General features: G+C 44.5%; 14 protein-coding genes and 2 tRNA genes. 9 read left to right on the plus strand and 7 right to left on the minus strand.

The window, feature by feature from the left end:
* Positions 1-36 precede the first annotated feature (36 nt).
* Together AC0VYA_RS14980 and asnB are read left to right on the plus strand one after the other, a co-directional pair.
* Positions 37-1,680, plus strand: a complete 1,644-nt coding sequence (locus AC0VYA_RS14980; protein ID WP_475488812.1) for a M28 family metallopeptidase — start codon at positions 37-39, stop codon at positions 1,678-1,680.
* Positions 1,681-1,995: 315 nt separating this feature from the next.
* Entirely contained in the window at positions 1,996-3,666 is a 1,671-nt protein-coding gene (gene asnB, locus AC0VYA_RS14985) for an asparagine synthase B (RefSeq protein WP_475488813.1), read from the plus strand.
* A 190-nt stretch (positions 3,667-3,856) separates the two neighbouring features.
* Here asnB and AC0VYA_RS14990 read toward each other — a convergent pair whose 3' ends face one another.
* Positions 3,857-4,744, minus strand: a complete 888-nt coding sequence (locus AC0VYA_RS14990; protein WP_475488814.1) for an SDR family NAD(P)-dependent oxidoreductase — start codon at positions 4,742-4,744, stop codon at positions 3,857-3,859.
* 386 nt (positions 4,745-5,130) lie between these two features.
* Between AC0VYA_RS14990 and AC0VYA_RS14995 the strand changes: the two genes are divergently transcribed.
* Positions 5,131-6,138: a YhdH/YhfP family quinone oxidoreductase gene (locus AC0VYA_RS14995; protein ID WP_475488815.1), complete on the plus strand. Its 1,008-nt coding sequence runs from the start codon at positions 5,131-5,133 to the stop codon at positions 6,136-6,138.
* A 172-nt stretch (positions 6,139-6,310) separates the two neighbouring features.
* Here AC0VYA_RS14995 and AC0VYA_RS15000 read toward each other — a convergent pair whose 3' ends face one another.
* From AC0VYA_RS15000 to queE, 3 genes are all read right to left on the minus strand, one after another.
* Positions 6,311-7,099 carry a hypothetical protein gene (locus AC0VYA_RS15000; protein WP_041714493.1) on the minus strand — a complete coding sequence of 263 codons (789 nt, stop codon included), beginning with the start codon at positions 7,097-7,099 and terminating at the stop codon, positions 6,311-6,313.
* Positions 7,100-7,175: 76 nt separating this feature from the next.
* Positions 7,176-7,610 carry a hypothetical protein gene (locus AC0VYA_RS15005; RefSeq protein WP_011575721.1) on the minus strand — a complete coding sequence of 145 codons (435 nt, stop codon included), beginning with the start codon at positions 7,608-7,610 and terminating at the stop codon, positions 7,176-7,178.
* A gap of 14 nt (positions 7,611-7,624) precedes the next feature.
* The gene (gene queE, locus AC0VYA_RS15010; RefSeq protein WP_475488816.1) at positions 7,625-8,365 is read right to left on the minus strand and encodes a 7-carboxy-7-deazaguanine synthase QueE; all 741 of its coding nucleotides are present in this window, start codon (positions 8,363-8,365) and stop codon (positions 7,625-7,627) included.
* 39 nt (positions 8,366-8,404) lie between these two features.
* Between queE and queC the strand changes: the two genes are divergently transcribed.
* A complete protein-coding gene (gene queC / locus AC0VYA_RS15015; RefSeq protein WP_473475079.1) occupies positions 8,405-9,061 on the plus strand; it encodes a 7-cyano-7-deazaguanine synthase QueC in 657 nt (218 codons plus the stop codon).
* A gap of 171 nt (positions 9,062-9,232) precedes the next feature.
* Here the strand turns inward: queC and AC0VYA_RS15020 are convergent, their stop codons facing one another.
* The 3 genes from AC0VYA_RS15020 to AC0VYA_RS15030 form a co-directional block, all read right to left on the minus strand.
* A complete protein-coding gene (locus tag AC0VYA_RS15020; RefSeq protein ID WP_006993641.1) occupies positions 9,233-10,153 on the minus strand; it encodes a LysR family transcriptional regulator in 921 nt (306 codons plus the stop codon).
* 208 nt (positions 10,154-10,361) lie between these two features.
* A complete protein-coding gene (gene uvrB, locus AC0VYA_RS15025) occupies positions 10,362-12,371 on the minus strand; it encodes an excinuclease ABC subunit UvrB (protein ID WP_475488817.1) in 2,010 nt (669 codons plus the stop codon).
* 35 nt (positions 12,372-12,406) lie between these two features.
* Positions 12,407-13,768, minus strand: coding sequence for an MATE family efflux transporter (locus AC0VYA_RS15030; RefSeq protein WP_475488818.1), 1,362 nt, complete (start codon positions 13,766-13,768; stop codon positions 12,407-12,409).
* A 1,064-nt stretch (positions 13,769-14,832) separates the two neighbouring features.
* On the opposite strand from AC0VYA_RS15030, the gene AC0VYA_RS15035 reads away from it, so the two are divergent.
* The 5 genes from AC0VYA_RS15035 to rsxC all read left to right on the plus strand — a co-directional run bounded on the left by AC0VYA_RS15035 (position 14,833) and on the right by rsxC (position 19,320).
* A tRNA-Asn gene (locus AC0VYA_RS15035) sits at positions 14,833-14,909 on the plus strand.
* A 95-nt stretch (positions 14,910-15,004) separates the two neighbouring features.
* Positions 15,005-15,081 (plus strand) — tRNA-Asn (locus AC0VYA_RS15040).
* Between the two features lie 419 nt (positions 15,082-15,500).
* Entirely contained in the window at positions 15,501-16,082 is a 582-nt protein-coding gene (rsxA, locus tag AC0VYA_RS15045) for an electron transport complex subunit RsxA (protein WP_475488819.1), read from the plus strand.
* Positions 16,082-16,648, plus strand: a complete 567-nt coding sequence (gene rsxB, locus AC0VYA_RS15050) for an electron transport complex subunit RsxB (RefSeq protein ID WP_011575726.1) — start codon at positions 16,082-16,084, stop codon at positions 16,646-16,648. The genes rsxA and rsxB overlap by 1 nt, the downstream gene beginning before the upstream one ends.
* Positions 16,648-19,320, plus strand: a complete 2,673-nt coding sequence (gene rsxC, locus AC0VYA_RS15055; protein WP_475488820.1) for an electron transport complex subunit RsxC — start codon at positions 16,648-16,650, stop codon at positions 19,318-19,320. The genes rsxB and rsxC overlap by 1 nt, the downstream gene beginning before the upstream one ends.
* Positions 19,321-19,326: the final 6 nt, after the last annotated feature.

Here is a 19,326-nt window from a genome sequence, read left to right on the forward strand (position 1 = left end):
AGGCATGACATAAATTAAAACTAGGTGAATATAACAATGAAAAGAATTCAACTGGCCGCTATCCCGCTAATCAGTGCAACTTTGTTTGCCTGTGGTGTGAATAGCGATAACTTCTCTACGTCCAGTGCAGATAACGACTTTAGCCTTGCATATCAGAACATTACAGATGCAACGCTCAAAGCGCACACCAAAACCTTAGCCTCTGATGAATTTGAAGGACGCTCACCCACCTCAAAAGGTGAGAAAGTCACTCTTGATTATCTAGTCAGCAATTTTAAGCAGATGGGCTATCAACCAGGTAATGGCGACAGCTATTTACAAGCGGTTAATCTGTTAGAAATGACAGCCTCACCAGACATGACCATGACCATAGGTGACAACCAATTCACCTATAAAGAAGGCATGATTGCCTCAACAAAACGCGAGCAACAGCAAATCAGGGTGACTGACTCGGACGTCGTATTTGTTGGCTTTGGCGTTAACGCCCCAGAATACGATTGGAATGACTACGAGGGCCTTGATGTTAAAGGCAAAACAGTGGTTATTCTGGTCAACGACCCAGGCTTTGAGCGCCCTGACAGCGGAAAATTTCAAGGGAAAACCATGACCTATTATGGCCGCTGGACTTACAAATACGAAGAAGCGAGCCGTCAAGGTGCAACCGCAGCAATCATAGTGCATGAAACAGCCCCAGCATCTTATGGCTGGTCTGTGGTGGCAAATAGTTGGAGCGGTCCGCAATATAGCTTGGTCAGCGAAAATGGCAATGCAGATCGTGTTGCAGTGGAAGGTTGGTTGTCGAATGATGCGGCAAAACAGGTTTTCTCGGCTGCCGGATTAGATTTTGCCAAAGAAAAAGCCAAGGCCTTAAAAGGCCCCTACCACACTAGCCTAAAACAAAAAGCCTCAGTGACGGTAAACAGCACGATGAAAAAGTCGGTTAGCTATAATGTAATGGCAACCCTACCCGGCTCAGAAACACCTGACGAGCATGTCATTTACAGTGCCCACTGGGATCACTTAGGCAAAGATGAGAGCAAAGAAGGCGATAATATATACAATGGTGCCCACGACAACGCCACCGGTACAGCAAGCGCCCTTGCCATAGCAAAAGCGTATAAAGCGCTGGGCTCTGCTCCAAAACGTTCTGTAGATTTTCTTATCGTCACCGCTGAAGAGCAAGGCTTACTGGGCTCACAGTACTACGCAGAACACCCAATTATTCCGCTAAACCAAACAGTCGCGAATATCAATATGGACGCCATGAACGTACTAGGGCGAACGAAAGATGTTTCAGTTGTTGGCATGGGCAAGTCAGAACTAGAAACTTACTTGGCCAAAGCCGCGGCACGTCAAGACCGAACATTAACCCAAGAATCACGCCCTGAGGCCGGCTCATATTATCGTTCAGATCATTTCAGCTTCGCCAAACAAGGGGTGCCTGCTTTGTATGCGAAAGGGGGAAATATCCCTATCGATGCACAAACCGCACAGTACAAGAAGCGCACTAAAGTATTGATTACAGGCTGTTATCACCAAGTTTGCGATCAATTCCGTGAAAACTGGGATTTTTCAGGTGTACGTGAAGATGCCCAACTGTTGTTCGAGGTAGGATACGATATAGCCCAATCGGCAGATTGGCCTAAGTGGAATGCCAGCAGTGAGTTTCAGCGTAAGTAATTTTCTGCTGCTGAATTGTCCCGTCAAAACCGGTTGGTGAGTTTTCCAACTAACCGGTCATTTGCCTTTCAACTGACGAAATTATGTTTGATTAATGCTAATAAACAGCCGTTAATCTAACTAATAGCCAACAAGTGTAAAAAAATTACAGTTTCCCCTTGCTTTTTTTTCTCATGCTGGCAAATTCAAGGGCGCAAGAAAGTAATAATAAATACTATAACCAGCACTTTCCCCGCACGCATGTTTGGTTTTCAATGAAACCAAGCGAATCAGCTATATGAGTTAGTAACAAATAACCAAGAGAGAAGCCTTTTTATGTGTGGTATTTTCGGCATTCTGGACATCAAAACTGATGTATCAGAACTTAGAACGCAAGCATTAGAACTTTCCAAATTACTGCGCCATCGCGGTCCTGACTGGTCAGGTGTATGGAATAATGATAATGCCATTTTGTGTCACGAGCGCTTAGCGATCGTTGACGTTGACAAAGGCGCGCAACCACTTATCAGCCGAGATAATAATAATGTACTTGCCGTTAATGGTGAGATATACAACCACAAGGCTCTTGAGCAAAACCTCGCTCAACCATATGATTTTAGAACAAAATCTGACTGTGAAGTTATTCTTCCGTTATATGAACAGCAAGGTGTTGAGTTTATCGACCAACTGCAAGGTATGTTCGCATTCGTCTTGTACGATCAAGCACAAGATGCCTACCTTATCGCTCGTGACCACATGGGCATTATTCCTTTGTACACAGGGTTTGACGAGCACGGTAACTTCTACGTGGCCTCTGAAATGAAGTCTCTAGTGCCTGTTTGTAAGACGGTACAAGAATTCCCTCCAGGACATTATCTTTGGAGTAAATCAGGCGAGCTGAAAAAATACTATCAGCGCGACTGGATGAGCTATGAAAATATTAAAGACAACACCACTGATTTAAACGATTTGAAAGTGGCATTTGAAAAGTCAGTCAAATCTCATTTGATGTCTGATGTGCCTTACGGTGTGTTACTTTCAGGTGGTTTAGATTCATCATTAGTATCTGCTATTGCGGCCAAATACGTGGCAAAGCGGGTTGAAGACAATGACGAGTCTGATGCTTGGTGGCCGCGTTTACACTCTTTTGCTGTGGGTCTTGAAGGCGCGCCAGATTTAATCGCTGCGCAAAAAGTAGCAGATATGATTGGCACAGTGCATCACGAAGTACATTTCACCGTACAAGAAGGCCTAGATGCTATTCGTGACGTGATTTACCACCTTGAAACTTACGATGTCACAACTATTCGTGCCGCCACACCGATGTACCTAATGAGCCGTAAAATCAAGGCTATGGGGATTAAAATGGTGTTGTCTGGTGAAGGCGCGGATGAAATTTTTGGTGGCTATTTGTATTTCCACAAAGCACCAAACGCCAAAGAATTCCATGAAGAAACCGTGCGTAAACTTGAGCGTTTACATATGTTTGATTGCGCTCGTGCAAATAAATCTACCTCAGCTTGGGGCGTAGAAGCTCGCGTACCATTCCTTGATAAAGAATTCTTGGATGTCGCCATGCGCTTGAACCCACAAGATAAAATGTGTCTTGACGGCAAAATGGAAAAATGGATTTTACGTAAAGCGTTTGATAACGGTGAGTACTTGCCTGCTGAAGTGCTATGGCGTCAAAAAGAGCAGTTCAGTGATGGCGTAGGCTATTCATGGATTGACTCGATTAAAGAAAAAGTCGAGCAAGACATCACTGATCAACAACTCGCAACTGCTGCGTTCCGTTTCCCTATCAATACACCAGATACGAAAGAAGGATACTACTTCCGTACAGTGTTTGAGTCTTTCTTCCCGCAAGAAAGTGCCGCAAACTGTGTACCAGGTGGTAAGTCAATCGCCTGCAGTACCGTTGAAGCACTCGAATGGGATGCAAGCTTTAAAGGCAATGCTGACCCTTCGGGACGAGCTATGCGAGATGTGCACAACCAAGCTAACTAGTTGAGTGGTTCAATACGATTAGCAAACTAATAAAAACCGCTTCGGCGGTTTTTTTGTGCCTGTTAATCGGCGAATCGTGTACCTGCGAGTGTTAATGGAAGTCGGAAAAAGTCTAATAAATATCAAAAACAGTCATAAAAAAGGAGCTTACGCCCCTTATTCACTGATTTACAAAATGAACTAATATCTATTAGAAAGTCACTATTTCTTCATCAATCAAGTGGCCTACAACTGGGCTTTCTTGGGCATCAACAAAGGCCTTATCAATTGCTTTTGAACGACCACTTGTCACCTTACGGTAATTCGGATGAGTATAAATATAAGTCTGCTTTGACTTCAGAGCTTCCAGCACGCGCTGTGCAAGTACGCCAGCGGGTATCCCCGACTCTACCGCCAAAGTCGCAGCATTAGCGCCAGCTTGTAATTTCTTCTTATCTTGACGATCTGCGGGGGCAACCGCGTATTTTTCTTGTCGATTACGATGAGATTCGTGAATGCGAGTTTTTACAAATGCAGGGCACAACGCCGACACGTGAATATTATGCGGTGCAAGCTCTACTGCCCAGCTTTCTGTCATAGACACCACGGCCGCTTTTGAGGCGCAGTACGCTCCGGCATAAGGCATCCCCAACATGCCGGCCATAGAGGCTACATTAACGACCCATCCCCCTTCACCATGCTCTTTTATGGCGGGCACACACGCCTGCGCACCGTACAGAACGCCCATGACATTAACATCCATTACCCAGCGCCACGTTTCGTGTTCAGTATCTTCAATCTTACCGGGGATACCGCCCACACCAGCATTATTAATCACCATATGCACCTTGCCATAGGTATCTTTCGCCCGAGCGACCACGTCTTCCCATTGCTTATAATCTGTCACGTCTAATTCACAGGCCAGCACATTGACGCCCTTGTCTAGCAGTGACTGTCTAGATACCGCCAACGCCTGAATATCAATGTCGCCCATAACAATATTCATGCCCTGTTTGCCGAAGGCTTCGGCTAAAGCGAGACCTATCCCACCAGCAGCACCTGAGATGATGGCTGTTTTACCTGTAAATTCATTCGACATTGCTATTCCTCGTTCAATGGTGCCTAGCCGGTTCAAGCAATACCCGTCTGGCATGAAAACCAGCCCGCGTGATTTTCTTTATATTTAGAGTAAATCTGCTTGAAAGATTTATATACTTTATTTGCCTAATTCATCTGACTTCATCAGATGAATAGAAAATCCACATAGCAAGATGCCCCTGTCATTCCCCAATGCCTCAGAATATCTGATTTACCTCTTGAATACTGAACACCTCCCCCAACATTTATTGGTAGGAAAAATATCGGGGCGGCTGTATTAGCTGCTTAGCGCTTTTATCGTTTAGTAATGCTACTGCTTCAATCTAGTTAGGCAGCAGCGTTGGTTCACTAGCCGTCTTCAATATTCATAACCGGAGTAATAACTTTATGTCTCAGTCCAATACCTTTAACGCTTTGCTTGTTGAAGAGCAAAATGACAAATCGTTCAGCAAGAATATCGTGCAGCGTAGCATCAGTGATTTACCAGACAATGACGTGCTTATTGAAGTGCACTACTCATCACTTAATTATAAAGATGCTATGTCCGCCAGCGGCAATAAACGCATCAGCCAGCACTTTCCTCACACACCAGGCATAGATGCCGCCGGCATCGTGATAAGCGACAAATCAGGCACGTTTAACGCTGGCGATGAGGTATTGGTGTTCGGGTATGACTTAGGAATGAATACCCCGGGCGGCCTTGGCCAAATAATATCTATTCCCGCTGATTGGGCCGTTGTCTGCCCTGACACCTTGTCGTTAAAAGAAGCCATGACCTATGGTACTGGCGGACTTACCGCGGCCCTTTGTATTCAAAAGCTTGAGCAAATGGGCGCTAAGCCCAGTGATGGTCCCGTGGCAATAACGGGCGCCACCGGCGGCGTAGGCACAATTAGCATCGCGCTACTCAAGCAATTGGGTTATGAAGTGGTAGCGTTTTCAGGCAAACCTGAGCAGTCAGATAAGTTAAAAGCACTCGGTGCCAGTGATGTCCTGCTCCGAGACAGTCTTTTAGAGGTTAAAGACGCCCTTGCAGGCAAGCCTAAGTGGGCACACGCCATTGATACCTTAGGGGGCGATTACTTAACAGGGTTGTTAAAACAGCTTAAGCCTGGCGGCGGTGTGGCTTCAGTTGGTTTAGCAGCCTCTGCGGACATTGCCATGAGTGTTATTCCTTTTATCACTCGTGGTATATCCCTACTGGGTGTGGACTCTGTGTATATTCCCTTAAAAGACAAGAAGCACATTTGGCAACGGGTCGCGACCGACATGAAGCTACCTAATTTAGACCGCTATCAACAAGAAATCACCTTGAGCCAAACTCCCGAATATTTGGATAGATTTCTACAAGGCAAAGTGGTTGGCCGTTATGTGGTCAATGTAAAAGAGGCATAGAAGAATAAAATTACAGCAGTTGAGCCTGGTTTGGTCCCAACTATCGGATTGCGCCAGCGCTATATCTAACGCAGAAAGGCCACAGTGAAGTATTCACCGTGGCCTCTTTCACTGCCTATTTTTATAGGTTACTGCGAGTAAAAGTAATCCAAGAGACCCTGCTTTACATTCGCTACTTTTCAGATCCAGACGCGAGATCATCAAATTGATACCACAACTCTTTTCGTTCAAGAGGCGTCACAGAAGGTAAAAAGCTATTTTCTAATTCAAATACATGCCTAGAGGACATCTTCGCCCTATTTAACTTATCCTGAAATGTGCGCACAAAAAGCGCTTCAAATGAGCCATCGGCAATGGCTTTCTCTAACCCTTGTTCTAATAAATTAGCCAGCGGTCTGCTCTTTTTATTAACAAAAAAGTACATCGCCTCTGGATATCGAATCGCGATTTCTTTCTCTACCATCAAATCAGCATTGTATGCAGGATTATCAATTTCATCCCATATCTCAACAACTGAGCGCGGGAAAAAATCCCCTTGTGCACGGCGCAATAAATTAAACAAATTGCCATAAGAATTATCAGCAGTAACGTTGAATCCATTAGCTTGCAGCACCTTAGTATCAGGCCAGTCACGTCCTTGCACCGGGATAAGCTTTATCAGGTGCTCCAGTTTTTGAACATATTGAAAGCGTGCTGGCATATCGTCACGTATCAGCAACAAACGCCAACCAATTAATCCTTTGTAAATGGGGATGCGGATTGGTAGCAGTTGTTGCTCTCGCTGTTTGTCCGTGACACTCCAAACAACATTAACATCACGGCTGTCCATTAAGCGTTTTAGCGCTTTATTCTGCAGCATGATGCGCTCTGATGGCATAAGGGAATACTGCACCCCTGTTTTCTCAAGCGCTAGCGAAAGAAGCTTCACCGGGTAATTAGAACGCTTGTCTGATTCAGACATCGGTTTAGGATAAGTGATGCGCCATGTCGCCCCTTGTACTGCAAAAGACAGCAACATGCTGAGCAGGATAATGAGTTTAGCCACTAACTTCGCTCTCACTATCGTTTGAGAAAAAGCTGAAAATGGACTTTCGATCATCATCCACCACAGCCACAATAATTTTCAAGGAGCCGTCTTTTACTTGCTGCAAGGTATAAGAGGTAGCACAGGTAAAAATAACTTGTTTGTCTTTATCTAAAAACTGCCAGCGCATTTTCAAAAAATGTAGCGAGTCAGACAAGCGGATCGCCTGAGTCAAATTCGGTTTATGGTATACAATTTCAGCTGCTTGTAATCGTTTCACCAGCACGTGGCAAGATTTTGCTAAATCTTCACCATGAATAAACACACGTTTGTCATGATCATTCATCACCACCGTTGGTAATAAGCAAAAATCAATTAAACGCTCCTCATCTCGACGATCCAGCGCGTGGGCATAGTCTTGTAAAAATTTTATTGCATCACGTTGCATATAAAAAACCTTTGTTATTCAATTCCAATGAATTTGTGAGTTTGTAGAGATAGCCGCCAATTGCGGGCGATACAGGTTTTAATGCACAGTTCGGTTGCTCTTTTTTGTTGGCTTATAGGCTGCAAGTATATTAAAGGTTTTGGGTTGTCAGAGCCCACTAGCAGCGTCAATACATGTTCTAATTCCTCAATGTGTTTTTCCATGGCGACGGGATGTTTTATCTCGTTCGCTCGGTGCATTGCACTTTTTAACACATCACGTTTACCTGGCATATTAACTTTGGGTGACACAGTCACCCATGTGTCAGGATGGGTCAAAATTTCATAGGTTCCGCTGGTTTCAATTTGTACACTAAAACCATTTTCAATCAAAACAGTGGAAAGATTGGTTAAATCATACATACAAGGTTCGCCGCCAGTAAGAATAATATTACTGGCTGTATATTCATGCTGTTTAAATAAGGCTAACAATTGCTCGGGAGTATGTTCAAACCATTGGGCGGTATCTTCATTTTGTGCCATGACAACGGGCGCCGCTACTTTTAAGTTTTGGTCTATTTCCCACGTATGTTTTGTATCGCACCAAGGGCAGCCAACAGGGCAGCCCTGAAGACGTATAAAAATAGAAGGCACTCCAGTATGAGCGCCTTCACCTTGCAGAGATTCAAAAACCTCATTTATCTTGTATGTATTCAACAGCTTTCCTGTGGTTTTACTAAGGGTTATCTGGGATTTATCGACCGGATAGCTTAACATTAGCATCTTGAAACAGTCGATTATAGAGAAGCAGAACAAATGGTACAAAAGGTGGTGGTAATTTTTTCAGGAGGCATGGATTCATTTACCGTGCTAAATATGGCTGTCAAAGAGGGCTATGAAGTGCATGCCCTGTCTTTCAACTACGGACAGCGCCATAGCAAAGAATTAGATTACGCCAGCCGAGCTTGTAAAACCCTAGGCGTGGCGCATAAAATTATTGATATATCCGCAATCAATGAGCTCATTGGTGGCTCGTCACTTACCTCTGATGTGGATATTCCAGAAGGGCATTATGCCGAAGAAAGCATGAAGTCGACCGTGGTCCCTAATCGCAATATGATTTTATTATCCATGGCTGTAGGTTACGCCGTTTCGCTGGATGCAAATAAAGTGTACTACGGAGCGCATTCAGGCGATCACGACATCTACCCTGATTGCCGCCCTGAATTTGTTGAACGCATGAATGACGTCTGTGCAATTGCCAATTATGAAAAAGTGGAAATCGTGTCTCCCTTTTTGTACCAAAGTAAAATAGATATTTTAACCGCAGGGTTAAACATGGGATTGGATTATAACCTGACATGGACGTGTTATAACGGCCGAGAAAAAGCCTGTGGAAAATGCGGTGCCTGCCAAGAACGCTTAGAGGCCTTTGACAAAAATAACGCGCAAGACCCATTAGAATACGAATAAATGCCGATATGGGTATGGGCGGCACTACTCAATATAAAGCATTCACGTTATTCAAAGTCCAATTAATTCACTTGGGAATCCGTCAGTCTTGCACAAACAACATTCGCTGCAAGACTGCGTATTCAATCACGTAAAAGCTCAATAAGAACGGACTACGCGCATTAATAAAGTTTACTTTTCGGTTTGCTGAATAAAATAAGCCACTTCTTTTATCAGATGGCGCAGAACAGGATTCAAGCGCGTATTTTTACCGTTCATCATGAACAACTCGTGATTGAACTCAAACTGACGATTTTTGATCGACACCAATCCTAAGTCTTTGCCCTGATGTTCAACCATGTAATCAGGCAGCAACCCCATGTATTCACCCGTCATGATTGCTGATAAGCAACCATCGTACGAGTCTGAAAAGGTTTGAATAGACAAGCGTCGCTCACCGTCAATGTAGTTTCCAGACGACAATCCAGAAATACCAATAGCAGGGTAATCATCGATACGCACCGTATCAGGTAAGCCGTCGGCGTACTTTGCCAACGGATGCGTCGGCGCGCAATATAGTCGCCCGCGACATTTCACATCTATGGGATGAAATGTGACCGACTCAGGCTTGACCATATCATAAGTTGACAGCACTAAATGACATTCGCCAGACAACGCCACATGCTCAACTTCGTTGTATAAGCGCGTTTGAATATTAACGTGTATATCGTTGAATTTTTTCATGGTGCTTTTGACTGCTTTACTCACCGCAAGATGATAATTGAGCGGCAAGCCAGCCATCATCACTAAAGTAATATGCCCTGAGTAATCGTCGTGCAAGCTTTTTAAGTTGAATACAAAATTATCGAATGAGTTGAAAATACGTTTGGTTTCTTGAAAGACAACCTCACCTTCCTTACTCATCTGGAAACCACCGCGTCCGCGATGACACAACACAAGATCGAGGCGATCTTCTAACTTCTTGATAGCAGCACTTATGTTCGGGCGCTGCATACGCAATACAGACTCGGCCGCCGTGAAGCCATTACACGAAGCAACGGCGTAAAACACACGTAAAAGTTTTATATCAGACTCTTGCAGTCGATTAATCATGGTTAGCACCACTTATAGGTATAGTTATTGATACTTAAGAACATAATAGGCAAGGCGAAATGTGATTACAATGTAAATATCATGAAAACGAGGCGAACCTTCGCGAAAAACCACAAAAGTTCGACTAACGTTCAAAAGCGAGCATTTTATTTACCAAACTTTTGGCAGTGGGCAGTTCTTATTGTCAGCGGAAAAGGAAACGCCTTACCTATGACATATCCACAAGCTTCTTGCGCAGAGTTTCCACTTCATCTCTAAGAGAAGCCGCTTGTTCAAATTCCAAATCTTTCGCCATTTGAAACATTTTCTTTTCAAGCTCAGCAATATTTTTCATCAGCTCAGGGGCACTCATGCCGTTATATTTCTTGCCGGACTCAGCCACTTTACGCAACATGACTTTCCCTTGGCCAGAGCCCTCCCCAACATCCATGATATCTGTGATGGGTTTATTTAGCTGGGTAGGCACAATATTGTGTTTTTTATTGTGTTCCCGCTGTTTTTCGCGACGTCGATCGGTTTCATCCATCGCGCGCTGCATAGAGCCGGTTATCCGATCGGCATATAAAATAGCGCGGCCATTAATGTGCCTAGCCGCTCTACCTATGGTTTGAATAAGTGAGCGATCGGAACGTAAAAAGCCTTCTTTATCCGCATCGAGTATGGCGACCAACGACACCTCTGGCATATCTAACCCCTCTCGCAATAAGTTAATCCCCACCAATACATCAAACTTACCTAAGCGTAAATCACGTATGATCTCGATCCGCTCAACTGTATCGATGTCTGAGTGAAGATAACGTGCTTTCACGTTGTGCTCGTCTAGATACTCACTTAAATCCTCTGACATTCGCTTCGTCAGCGTGGTCACGAGGACCCGTTCATTAAGGGCTACGCACTTTTCGATTTCCGACAGTAAATCATCAACTTGAGTGCCCACTGGGCGGATTTCAATTTCAGGATCGATCAATCCCGTCGGTCGCACGACCTGTTCGACAATGTCGTCTGGGGTTTTAGCTAGCTCATATTTGCCTGGTGTGGCTGAGACGTAAATAGTTTGTGGGGCAATTTGTTCAAATTCATCGAATTTCAGCGGGCGGTTATCCAGTGCTGAGGGCAGTCTAAATCCGTATTCCACTAGCGTTTCTTTACGAGAGCGATCGCCTTTGTACATTGCGCCAATTTGCGAAACGGTAACGTGAGACTCATCGATAAACATCAAACCATCAGCCGGAAAATAATCAATTAAGGTGGGCGGTGGATCGCCCGGCGTACGACCAGACAAATAACGAGAGTAATTCTCGATGCCGGAGCAATACCCCAGCTCTTGCATCATTTCCATATCAAACTGGCATCGCTGGCTAATACGCTGCTCTTCAATCAACTTATTGACAGACAAAAGTTGTGCTTTTCGCTCTTTCAGCTCATCTTTTATGTGCTCTACAGCATCGAGAATTTTTTCTCTGGGTGTAACATAATGGGTTTTAGGGAAGATGGTTGCTCTGGCAACAGTTTTCTCCACTGCCCCCGTCAACGGGTCGAAAATACTGATCCGTTCGACTTCTTCATCAAATAATTCCACCCGCACAGCTTCCCGCTCGGAGTCAGCAGGAAATATATCAATGACATCACCGCGCACACGAAAAGTGCCGCGCTCGAATGCTACGTCATTGCGGCTATATTGAATTTCAGCCAAGCGGCGCAAAATATCGCGCTGATTCATGATATCGCCTTGGCGAAAATGCAACAGCATCTTCATGTATGAATCAGGGTCGCCCAAGCCGTAAATAGCAGACACGCTAGAAACAATGACCACGTCTCTGCGTTCCATCAATGCTTTTGTTGCCGACAAACGCATCTGCTCAATATGCGCATTTACCGAGGCATCTTTTTCAATAAAGGTATCACTCGATGGTACGTAGGCTTCAGGTTGATAGTAATCATAATAAGAAACAAAATACTCTACTGCATTATTCGGGAAAAACTCCTTCATCTCACCGTACAGTTGGGCTGCCAAGGTCTTATTATGTGCAAGAATTAAGGTCGGTCTCTGCACTTCATTAATCACATTAGCCATAGTAAATGTTTTACCAGAGCCGGTTACACCTAACAGTGTTTGAGCAGCCAGTCCACTTTCCAGCCCATCGACCAACGCCTGAATGGCTTTAGGTTGGTCCCCTGCCGGTGAATAATTAGACGTAAGTTGAAAGGCACGTGCCATGAATACTCCTTGAAAAAGGGAAAAGAACGATTAAGTTATGCATCAATGCGCTTAGCAAGCGAACGACAGAACCACAAATAGGCGATCGTGGCCGTTATTATGTTGGCTAAAATGCCAGCCCAAAACATACCTTTTAAATCGAATAGGTAACTCCCTAAATAAGATATGGGTACAAAAAAAACAAACAAGCGTAAAACACTCATAATTAAAGCCGACATAGGTAGATGCATCGCATTAAATGACGAGTTGGTTAAAATCACAATGCCTTGTACACCGTATCCCAATGGAACGATCATCAAATAAGTTTGAATTAGCTCAATGACTTCAGGCTCAGATGAAAACGCACTGGCGATAACACCAGATAAAAAATAAAACAGAACGAAAACCAATAACTGCCAAAGAATTACAAACCGCACACAAAGTTGGTAAGCCTTTGAGACTCGAGAAAGATTATTTGCTCCGTAATTTTGACTGATAAAGGGCGGTAATGACATGGATAAAGCCAGAATAACGATACTGGCAATAGACTCTAGTCTGCCACCTACCCCCCATGCAGCGACGGCGCCTGGACCGTATCCTGCGACCACAGCAGTTAGGATCCCCCCAGCCACCGGCGTTAACATATTTGCACCTGCTGCAGGCAATCCAATTTTTAAAATGCCGCTGATGGCCTGCTTTAACTCTGGAATAGTAAGTAAGCGAGACAGTATGAGCCGGCGCTTATAAGCGAGTAAATAAAGAATGTATACTAGCCCTAACGCCCAAGCGATTAATGTAGCAAGGGCCGCCCCCTGCATCCCCATGGCGGGAATAGGCCCCCAGCCAAATATCAGAATAGGATCTAAAATAACGTTAACTAGCCCACCGCCCGCCATAACATAACTGGGTGTTTTGGTATCTCCTGATGCCCGCAGGATACTATTGCCCACCATAGGCATTGCCAAAAACACACCTGCAGCGTACCAAACCACCATATATTGATGGATATACTCCAGAAGATTTTCACTGGCACCAAGCAAGGTAAAAATGGGGTCAATGGTAAACACCCCAATTAACGCTAGTACAGTTGCCAATACAAAAGCCAGCATTAATGCACCTGTACCAGACAGCTGTGCTTCACTATGATTATTACTTCCTAGGAACCTAGCAATAACCGCTGACGTCCCTATGCCAAGACCTATATGCAAACTGATGAGCGTAAAAGTGACAGGAAAAGTAAAACTGATCGCTGCGAGCTCGTCGGTTCCCAGCAACCCAATAAAAAAGGTATCCACCAATCCGAAAGACATCATCATAATCATGCCCACAAGCATAGGGACTGTCATACTTTGAAGAGTTTTACCTATGGGGTTATTTAACAGATCACGGCTGCCTGAAGACTCAGATTTTTGACTCACTCTAGGGGTTCCTTTGTTAACAAGCCGGTTATACTAAGCTAACGCATTTCATATGACTAACGAAAAGCTGTATCAAAATACGAGCAGGCCCACTGTCGCGGAAAAAGATAAGAAAATACGGTTATATGAATTAAATTCATTACCACACAAGCAAAACCCCTGAACTGTATGTGAAAAGTGACAATATTTGATCAACTGCTATGCACTTAGCACCAATTTGCAGATGAATTGATCATTAAGTTGCTACTTTTCCGGCAAAAACAGTAGGCATAAATCCAGTAATTTCAAGCACTATTTTTATAAAACTTTAGTTGCAATTAAAAACAACACACAAGCAAAAAAGCCCTGAGCGAAAATCATCCAAGCTAAGCTTAAAATGTCCAACAACAGGCTTAACACTATGATTTAAAAAGCAAAAAACAAAAAATCAAAAGATTTTAAGAATTCGTATTGACAACGAATTCACTAGGCTGGCGGGATGCATTGCGAATTCATGCACATAGTTATCCACAGATATAGTGGATAACTATCCCCGCCTCAACAAATCCGTGAACTTGAATGATAATTGCGCGATCCGTTTGTAAGTTGTCACTAACCTCTAGCAGTCTTACAATAGGTTACAGTTTTATTAAGCACTGATTATACATACAGTAATCACTGTAGTTTAAATAACTATTCGTTATATAGAAACCCGTTATTACTATTTGCGACTTCCCCCCTCGTCTCTTTGTATTGAGATCATAATAGTCAAAAGGTAAGTTCACCTTAGCGCCGTATCCCGACGGAGCAATATCCAAGGAAATGTTTTCTTTTTGGGTTTAATAATATGAATTCATCTCTTATTATTTTGGAAACGTTCAACTCTTGTACGATTAACCCAACAGATTGTACGAATAAAAATCAATTGATAAATAAACCTGCAAAAAGCCTAAAAATAGTTGTAATCGGTGTTGACACAAGACGGGATGCTCATTAATATTCGCCCCCGTTGAAACGGCCTCCAAGGCAACACTCTACTAGAGTATTAACTCTATGAAAGTGAGTTTCGATGAGCGTTATACGATTCCCCCTTAGCTCAGTTGGTTAGAGCGACGGACTGTTAATCCGCAGGTCCCCCGTTCGAATCGGGGAGGGGGAGCCAACGTGATATAAGCAATTTTTTTATATTAGTTGGCTCATTACGTTTGATTCGAAGCGCATTATATTCCCTCTGGGTCTATAAGTTTGATATATGATTCCCCCTTAGCTCAGTTGGTTAGAGCGACGGACTGTTAATCCGCAGGTCCCCCGTTCGAATCGGGGAGGGGGAGCCAATCAGGCTCAATATCTACTTTATCCTCTTTCATTATATTCTCAAGTTACCTTCAAAAGTTTTTGCATATCAAGTTGTTAATCGCCTTGAATACTTGGATAATACTGCACACTTTCTCGATGATGCATTCAGCTCGACCAACTTGTATTTAATACAGCTAATGTCGAATTGCTTTTTATCTATGTTCATTAACGGGAGTAATTGGTTTTAGTGCGCGCTAAGGTGTAATTTTGCTGCTGATAAACGAGATATGTCGCGTTAACGCTGATTAATCGTATTGTGCCTTCTATATACACCTGATTGAAACACCCAATGGGTAAACCTTAACGCCTAGTTTATCCGTGGACCGATATTGCCGCATTAACGCACTACTTTAAACAGGTTTCATTATTTTGATATTGCTTCTAGGTTGCAATCAACATGACTGAATTTTTACTTTTACTGATCGGAACCGTGCTAGTTAATAACTTCGTATTGGTTCAATTCCTTGGTTTATGCCCTTTTATGGGAGTCTCAGGGAAGCTCGAAACCGCCATTGGTATGTCCATGGCGACCACTTTCGTTTTAACCCTAGCGTCACTTTCTAGTTATTTGGTTGAACACTACATTTTGTTGCCTTTAGGCATCGAGTATCTGCGCACACTGAGCTTTATTCTTGTTATTGCTGTGGTGGTACAATTTACTGAGATGGTCGTGCACAAAACAAGCCCTACGTTATATCGCTTGTTAGGTATCTTCTTGCCGTTGATCACTACGAACTGCGCGGTATTGGGTGTAGCGCTACTGAACATTAACCATGAACACCACTTTATTGAATCGGTTATTTATGGGTTTGGTGCAGCCGTTGGTTTTTCATTAGTTCTCATTTTGTTCGCTGCGATGCGCGAGCGCTTAGCAGTGGCAGATGTACCTGCGCCGTTTAAAGGCGCCTCTATTAGCATGATAACCGCAGGGTTAATGTCGTTAGCCTTTTTAGGTTTTACTGGTTTGGTGAAATTTTAATGAGTTTTATGTGGGCCATTTTTACCGCACTTATCGCAGTAGGGCTGCTTGCCTTAGTATTCGGAGCCATACTCGGTTTCGCATCAATACGCTTTAAGGTTGAAGGCGACCCTTTAGTTGAACAAATCGATGAACTATTACCACAAACCCAATGTGGTCAGTGTGGGTACCCGGGGTGCAAACCTTACGCCCAAGCCATTGCTGATGGTGATGATATCAATAAATGCCCCCCCGGAGGAGACGCCACCATAAAGCGTCTTGCCGATTTGATGGGAGTTGAAGCCACATCTCTTGATGCGGCTCATGGCAGTGAAGACATAAAAAAAGTCGCGTTTATTCGCGAAGATGAATGTATAGGGTGCACAAAATGCATTCAAGCTTGCCCCGTTGACGCGATTTTAGGCGCCGCTAAACAAATGCATACCGTAATAAGTGACGAATGTACCGGCTGCGACTTATGTGTCGACCCCTGCCCTGTTGATTGTATTGACATGATCCCTACGCAGACCACGCCATCATCATGGCGCTGGAACATTGAAAGTATCCCCGTTAAGCAGGTGAGCTAATGAATCGTGAACTAATTCCTGCCTACGAAGACATCGTGACGCGTGTACAAAACAACAAATTATGGGATTTCCCCGGTGGGGTTTTTCCTGCACAGCAAAAAGAATTATCTAATCAACAACCGATCGAAAGTATCTCACTGCCTGAACGACTGTATATTCCGCTTAAGCAGCACATCGGAGTCGAAGGACAATTAATCGTTGCGCCAGGCGAGCAAGTACTAAAAGGCCAACCACTGACGCGAAGTGCAAACCCATTTTCAGTGCCGGTGCATGCGCCTACTTCGGGCACGGTTGTGAGTATCGGTCCACATATTTCAGCGCATCCGTCTGCGTTACCCGAGCAAACACTTATCATTGAGCCTGATAATTTAGACAAATGGGCAATCTTAAGCCCATTACAAGATTATCAATCACTGCCCAAAGTATCAGTGCTTGAAGCGATTTGTAATGCAGGCATATCAGGGATGGGCGGTGCGGGGTTTCCTACGCACATAAAATCGGCACCGAAGAAAGATGTCGAGTTCATTATTATCAATGGTGTGGAGTGTGAGCCGTACATTACTTCTGATGACCGTTTGATGCGGGAGCACGCTTGGCAAATACGTCAAGGTATCGATGTCTTATGTCATTTATTATCCCCTAAGCAAGTTTATATCGCGATTGAAGACAATAAACCTGAAGCTATAGAAGCGATGCGCGTCGCGTGCCAGCAAAGCGAACAATATAAAGTCGTTCCTATTGCGACCAAATACCCCGCGGGTGGCGAGAAGCAGCTGATCCAAGTCATCACAAACAGAGAAGTCCCCAAACAAGGGTTGCCCATAGATGTAGGGGTGATCATGCATAATGTGGGAACTTGTTTTGCTATTGCTGATGCGATTTTTAGCGGCAAACCGTTAATACAACGCGTAGTCACAATTACGGGCAAGGCAGTTGAAACCCCAAAAAATGTTTGGGCGTTGATCGGCTCTCCTGTAGCGCATTTGCTTTCCTCTGCTGGTTATGTGGCCCACAGACAGGCGCAAAAACACATTATCATGGGCGGGCCTATGATGGGCTTTACCGTGGCAAGCGATCAAGTGCCCGTGGTTAAGATAACGAATTGTTTGTTACTTCCCACATCTGATGAAATGGCTGAGCCTGAAGCGGAACAACCTTGTATTCGCTGTAGCGCGTGTGCTGATGCGTGCCCTGTATCCCTGTTACCACAACAGTTACTCTGGCACAGCAAAGCCAAAGAGTTAGACAAAGCCCAAGATTATAATTTGTTTGATTGCATAGAATGCGGCGCTTGTGCGTATGTATGCCCCAGTGAAATTCCGCTTGTGCATTATTACCGCGTAGCGAAAGCCGAAATTCGAGCGGAGCAAGAAGAAAAGCAAAAATCAGACAAAGCGAGAGAGCGCTTTGAAAGCAGAGCGGCACGCTTAGTGCGAGAACAAGAAGCCCGAGATGAAAAGCATCGCAAAGCAGCCGAAGCGCGCAAGTCAGCCATGCAAAATAAAGGCAATGACGCTCAAGATAAAATCGCCGCAGCGCTTGCCCGGGCCAAAGCTAAAAAGGCTGAGCAGGTACAAACAACGGCAAATAATCCAGATGTCAGTTCTGAACAGGCAACACTGCCCAAAGCAGCTGAGCCCGCGACAGTGACAAGCACAGAATCAGCAACTCAAAAATCTGGTACATCAAAAGATGATCGCGTGGCAGCGGCTATTGCTAGAGCGAAAGCCAAGAAAGCGCAACGTTCGGCGCCGGTTGAGGCTGATATAGGCTCTGGGCATGACACGCAGCCCAAGACAGCGGAAAACTCACAAGCAACAGGCGCAGAGACCGCAAGCCAAAAATCTGGTACTTCCAAAGATGATCGCGTGGCAGCGGCTATTGCTAGAGCGAAAGCCAAGAAAGCACAGCGTTCGGCGCCGGTGGAGGCTGATATAAGCTCTGAGCATGAAACGCAGCCCAAGACAGCGGAAAACTCACAAGCAACAGGCGCAGAGACTGCAAGCCAAAAATCTGGTACTGCCAAAGATGAGCGCGTGGCAGCGGCTATTGCTAGAGCGAAAGCTAAAAAAGCACAAAAATCTGCCAAAAATTTAGCTTCGAATCCCCCCACTGAGTCGGACGCCTCGCTTGATGCCCCCACTACTGCGTCTGATAGCGCCTCTATTCGTTCGTTAAATAAACCGAACGCACAAACACAGAGTAATGACTCTAGTAAGACGAAAGATGAGCGTGTTGCAGCCGCTATCGACAAAGCCAAAACCAAAAAAGCGCAAAAGGTAATAGAGAATGCATCAGCCAAGAGCGGCTTGGCATCCGAGTCGATTTCTAACCACCAAAGTGAGCCTGCTCAAGAGCCGGTAGATAAAGCACCTGAACAGCATGAATCTAAGGAGCTTGATCCTGCAGCACAGAAAAAGGCACGAATTGCCGCTGCGGTAGCCAAAGCGAAAGCGAAAAAATTAGCTAAAGACCAAACGTCGGGTGAAACGCAAAGTCCGAGTGACAAACCTATTACGCCTTCACCGGAGGCTCAAGATGCTCAACAGACCCAAGAGCACCAAGTAACTGATGCAGAACACGCATTAGACGAGAAGAAACGCCGCATCGCTGCTGCCGTAGCGAAAGCGAAAGCTAAAAAGGCGGCTCAAATGAAATCATCAGAAGAATAAAAGCGC

It is taken from the genome of Paraglaciecola sp. QJM3NY_14 (assembly GCF_056173245.1).

What these genes read in the sequence shown, in the direction of transcription:
- AC0VYA_RS14990 (WP_475488814.1), bottom strand. Translation starts at nt 4,744, where the DNA reads ATGTCGAATGAATTTACAGGTAAAACAGCCATCATCTCAGGTGCTGCT.
- AC0VYA_RS14995 (WP_475488815.1), top strand. Translation starts at nt 5,131, where the DNA reads ATGTCTCAGTCCAATACCTTTAACGCTTTGCTTGTTGAAGAGCAAAAT.
- AC0VYA_RS15000 (WP_041714493.1), bottom strand. Translation starts at nt 7,099, where the DNA reads ATGTCTGAATCAGACAAGCGTTCTAATTACCCGGTGAAGCTTCTTTCG.
- rsxA (WP_475488819.1), top strand. Translation starts at nt 15,501, where the DNA reads ATGACTGAATTTTTACTTTTACTGATCGGAACCGTGCTAGTTAATAAC.
- uvrB (WP_475488817.1), bottom strand. Translation starts at nt 12,371, where the DNA reads ATGGCACGTGCCTTTCAACTTACGTCTAATTATTCACCGGCAGGGGAC.
- rsxB (WP_011575726.1), top strand. Translation starts at nt 16,082, where the DNA reads ATGAGTTTTATGTGGGCCATTTTTACCGCACTTATCGCAGTAGGGCTG.
- asnB (WP_475488813.1), top strand. Translation starts at nt 1,996, where the DNA reads ATGTGTGGTATTTTCGGCATTCTGGACATCAAAACTGATGTATCAGAA.
- queE (WP_475488816.1), bottom strand. Translation starts at nt 8,365, where the DNA reads ATGTTAAGCTATCCGGTCGATAAATCCCAGATAACCCTTAGTAAAACC.
- rsxC (WP_475488820.1), top strand. Translation starts at nt 16,648, where the DNA reads ATGAATCGTGAACTAATTCCTGCCTACGAAGACATCGTGACGCGTGTA.
- queC (WP_473475079.1), top strand. Translation starts at nt 8,405, where the DNA reads ATGGTACAAAAGGTGGTGGTAATTTTTTCAGGAGGCATGGATTCATTT.
- AC0VYA_RS15020 (WP_006993641.1), bottom strand. Translation starts at nt 10,153, where the DNA reads ATGATTAATCGACTGCAAGAGTCTGATATAAAACTTTTACGTGTGTTT.
- AC0VYA_RS14980 (WP_475488812.1), top strand. Translation starts at nt 37, where the DNA reads ATGAAAAGAATTCAACTGGCCGCTATCCCGCTAATCAGTGCAACTTTG.
- AC0VYA_RS15005 (WP_011575721.1), bottom strand. Translation starts at nt 7,610, where the DNA reads ATGCAACGTGATGCAATAAAATTTTTACAAGACTATGCCCACGCGCTG.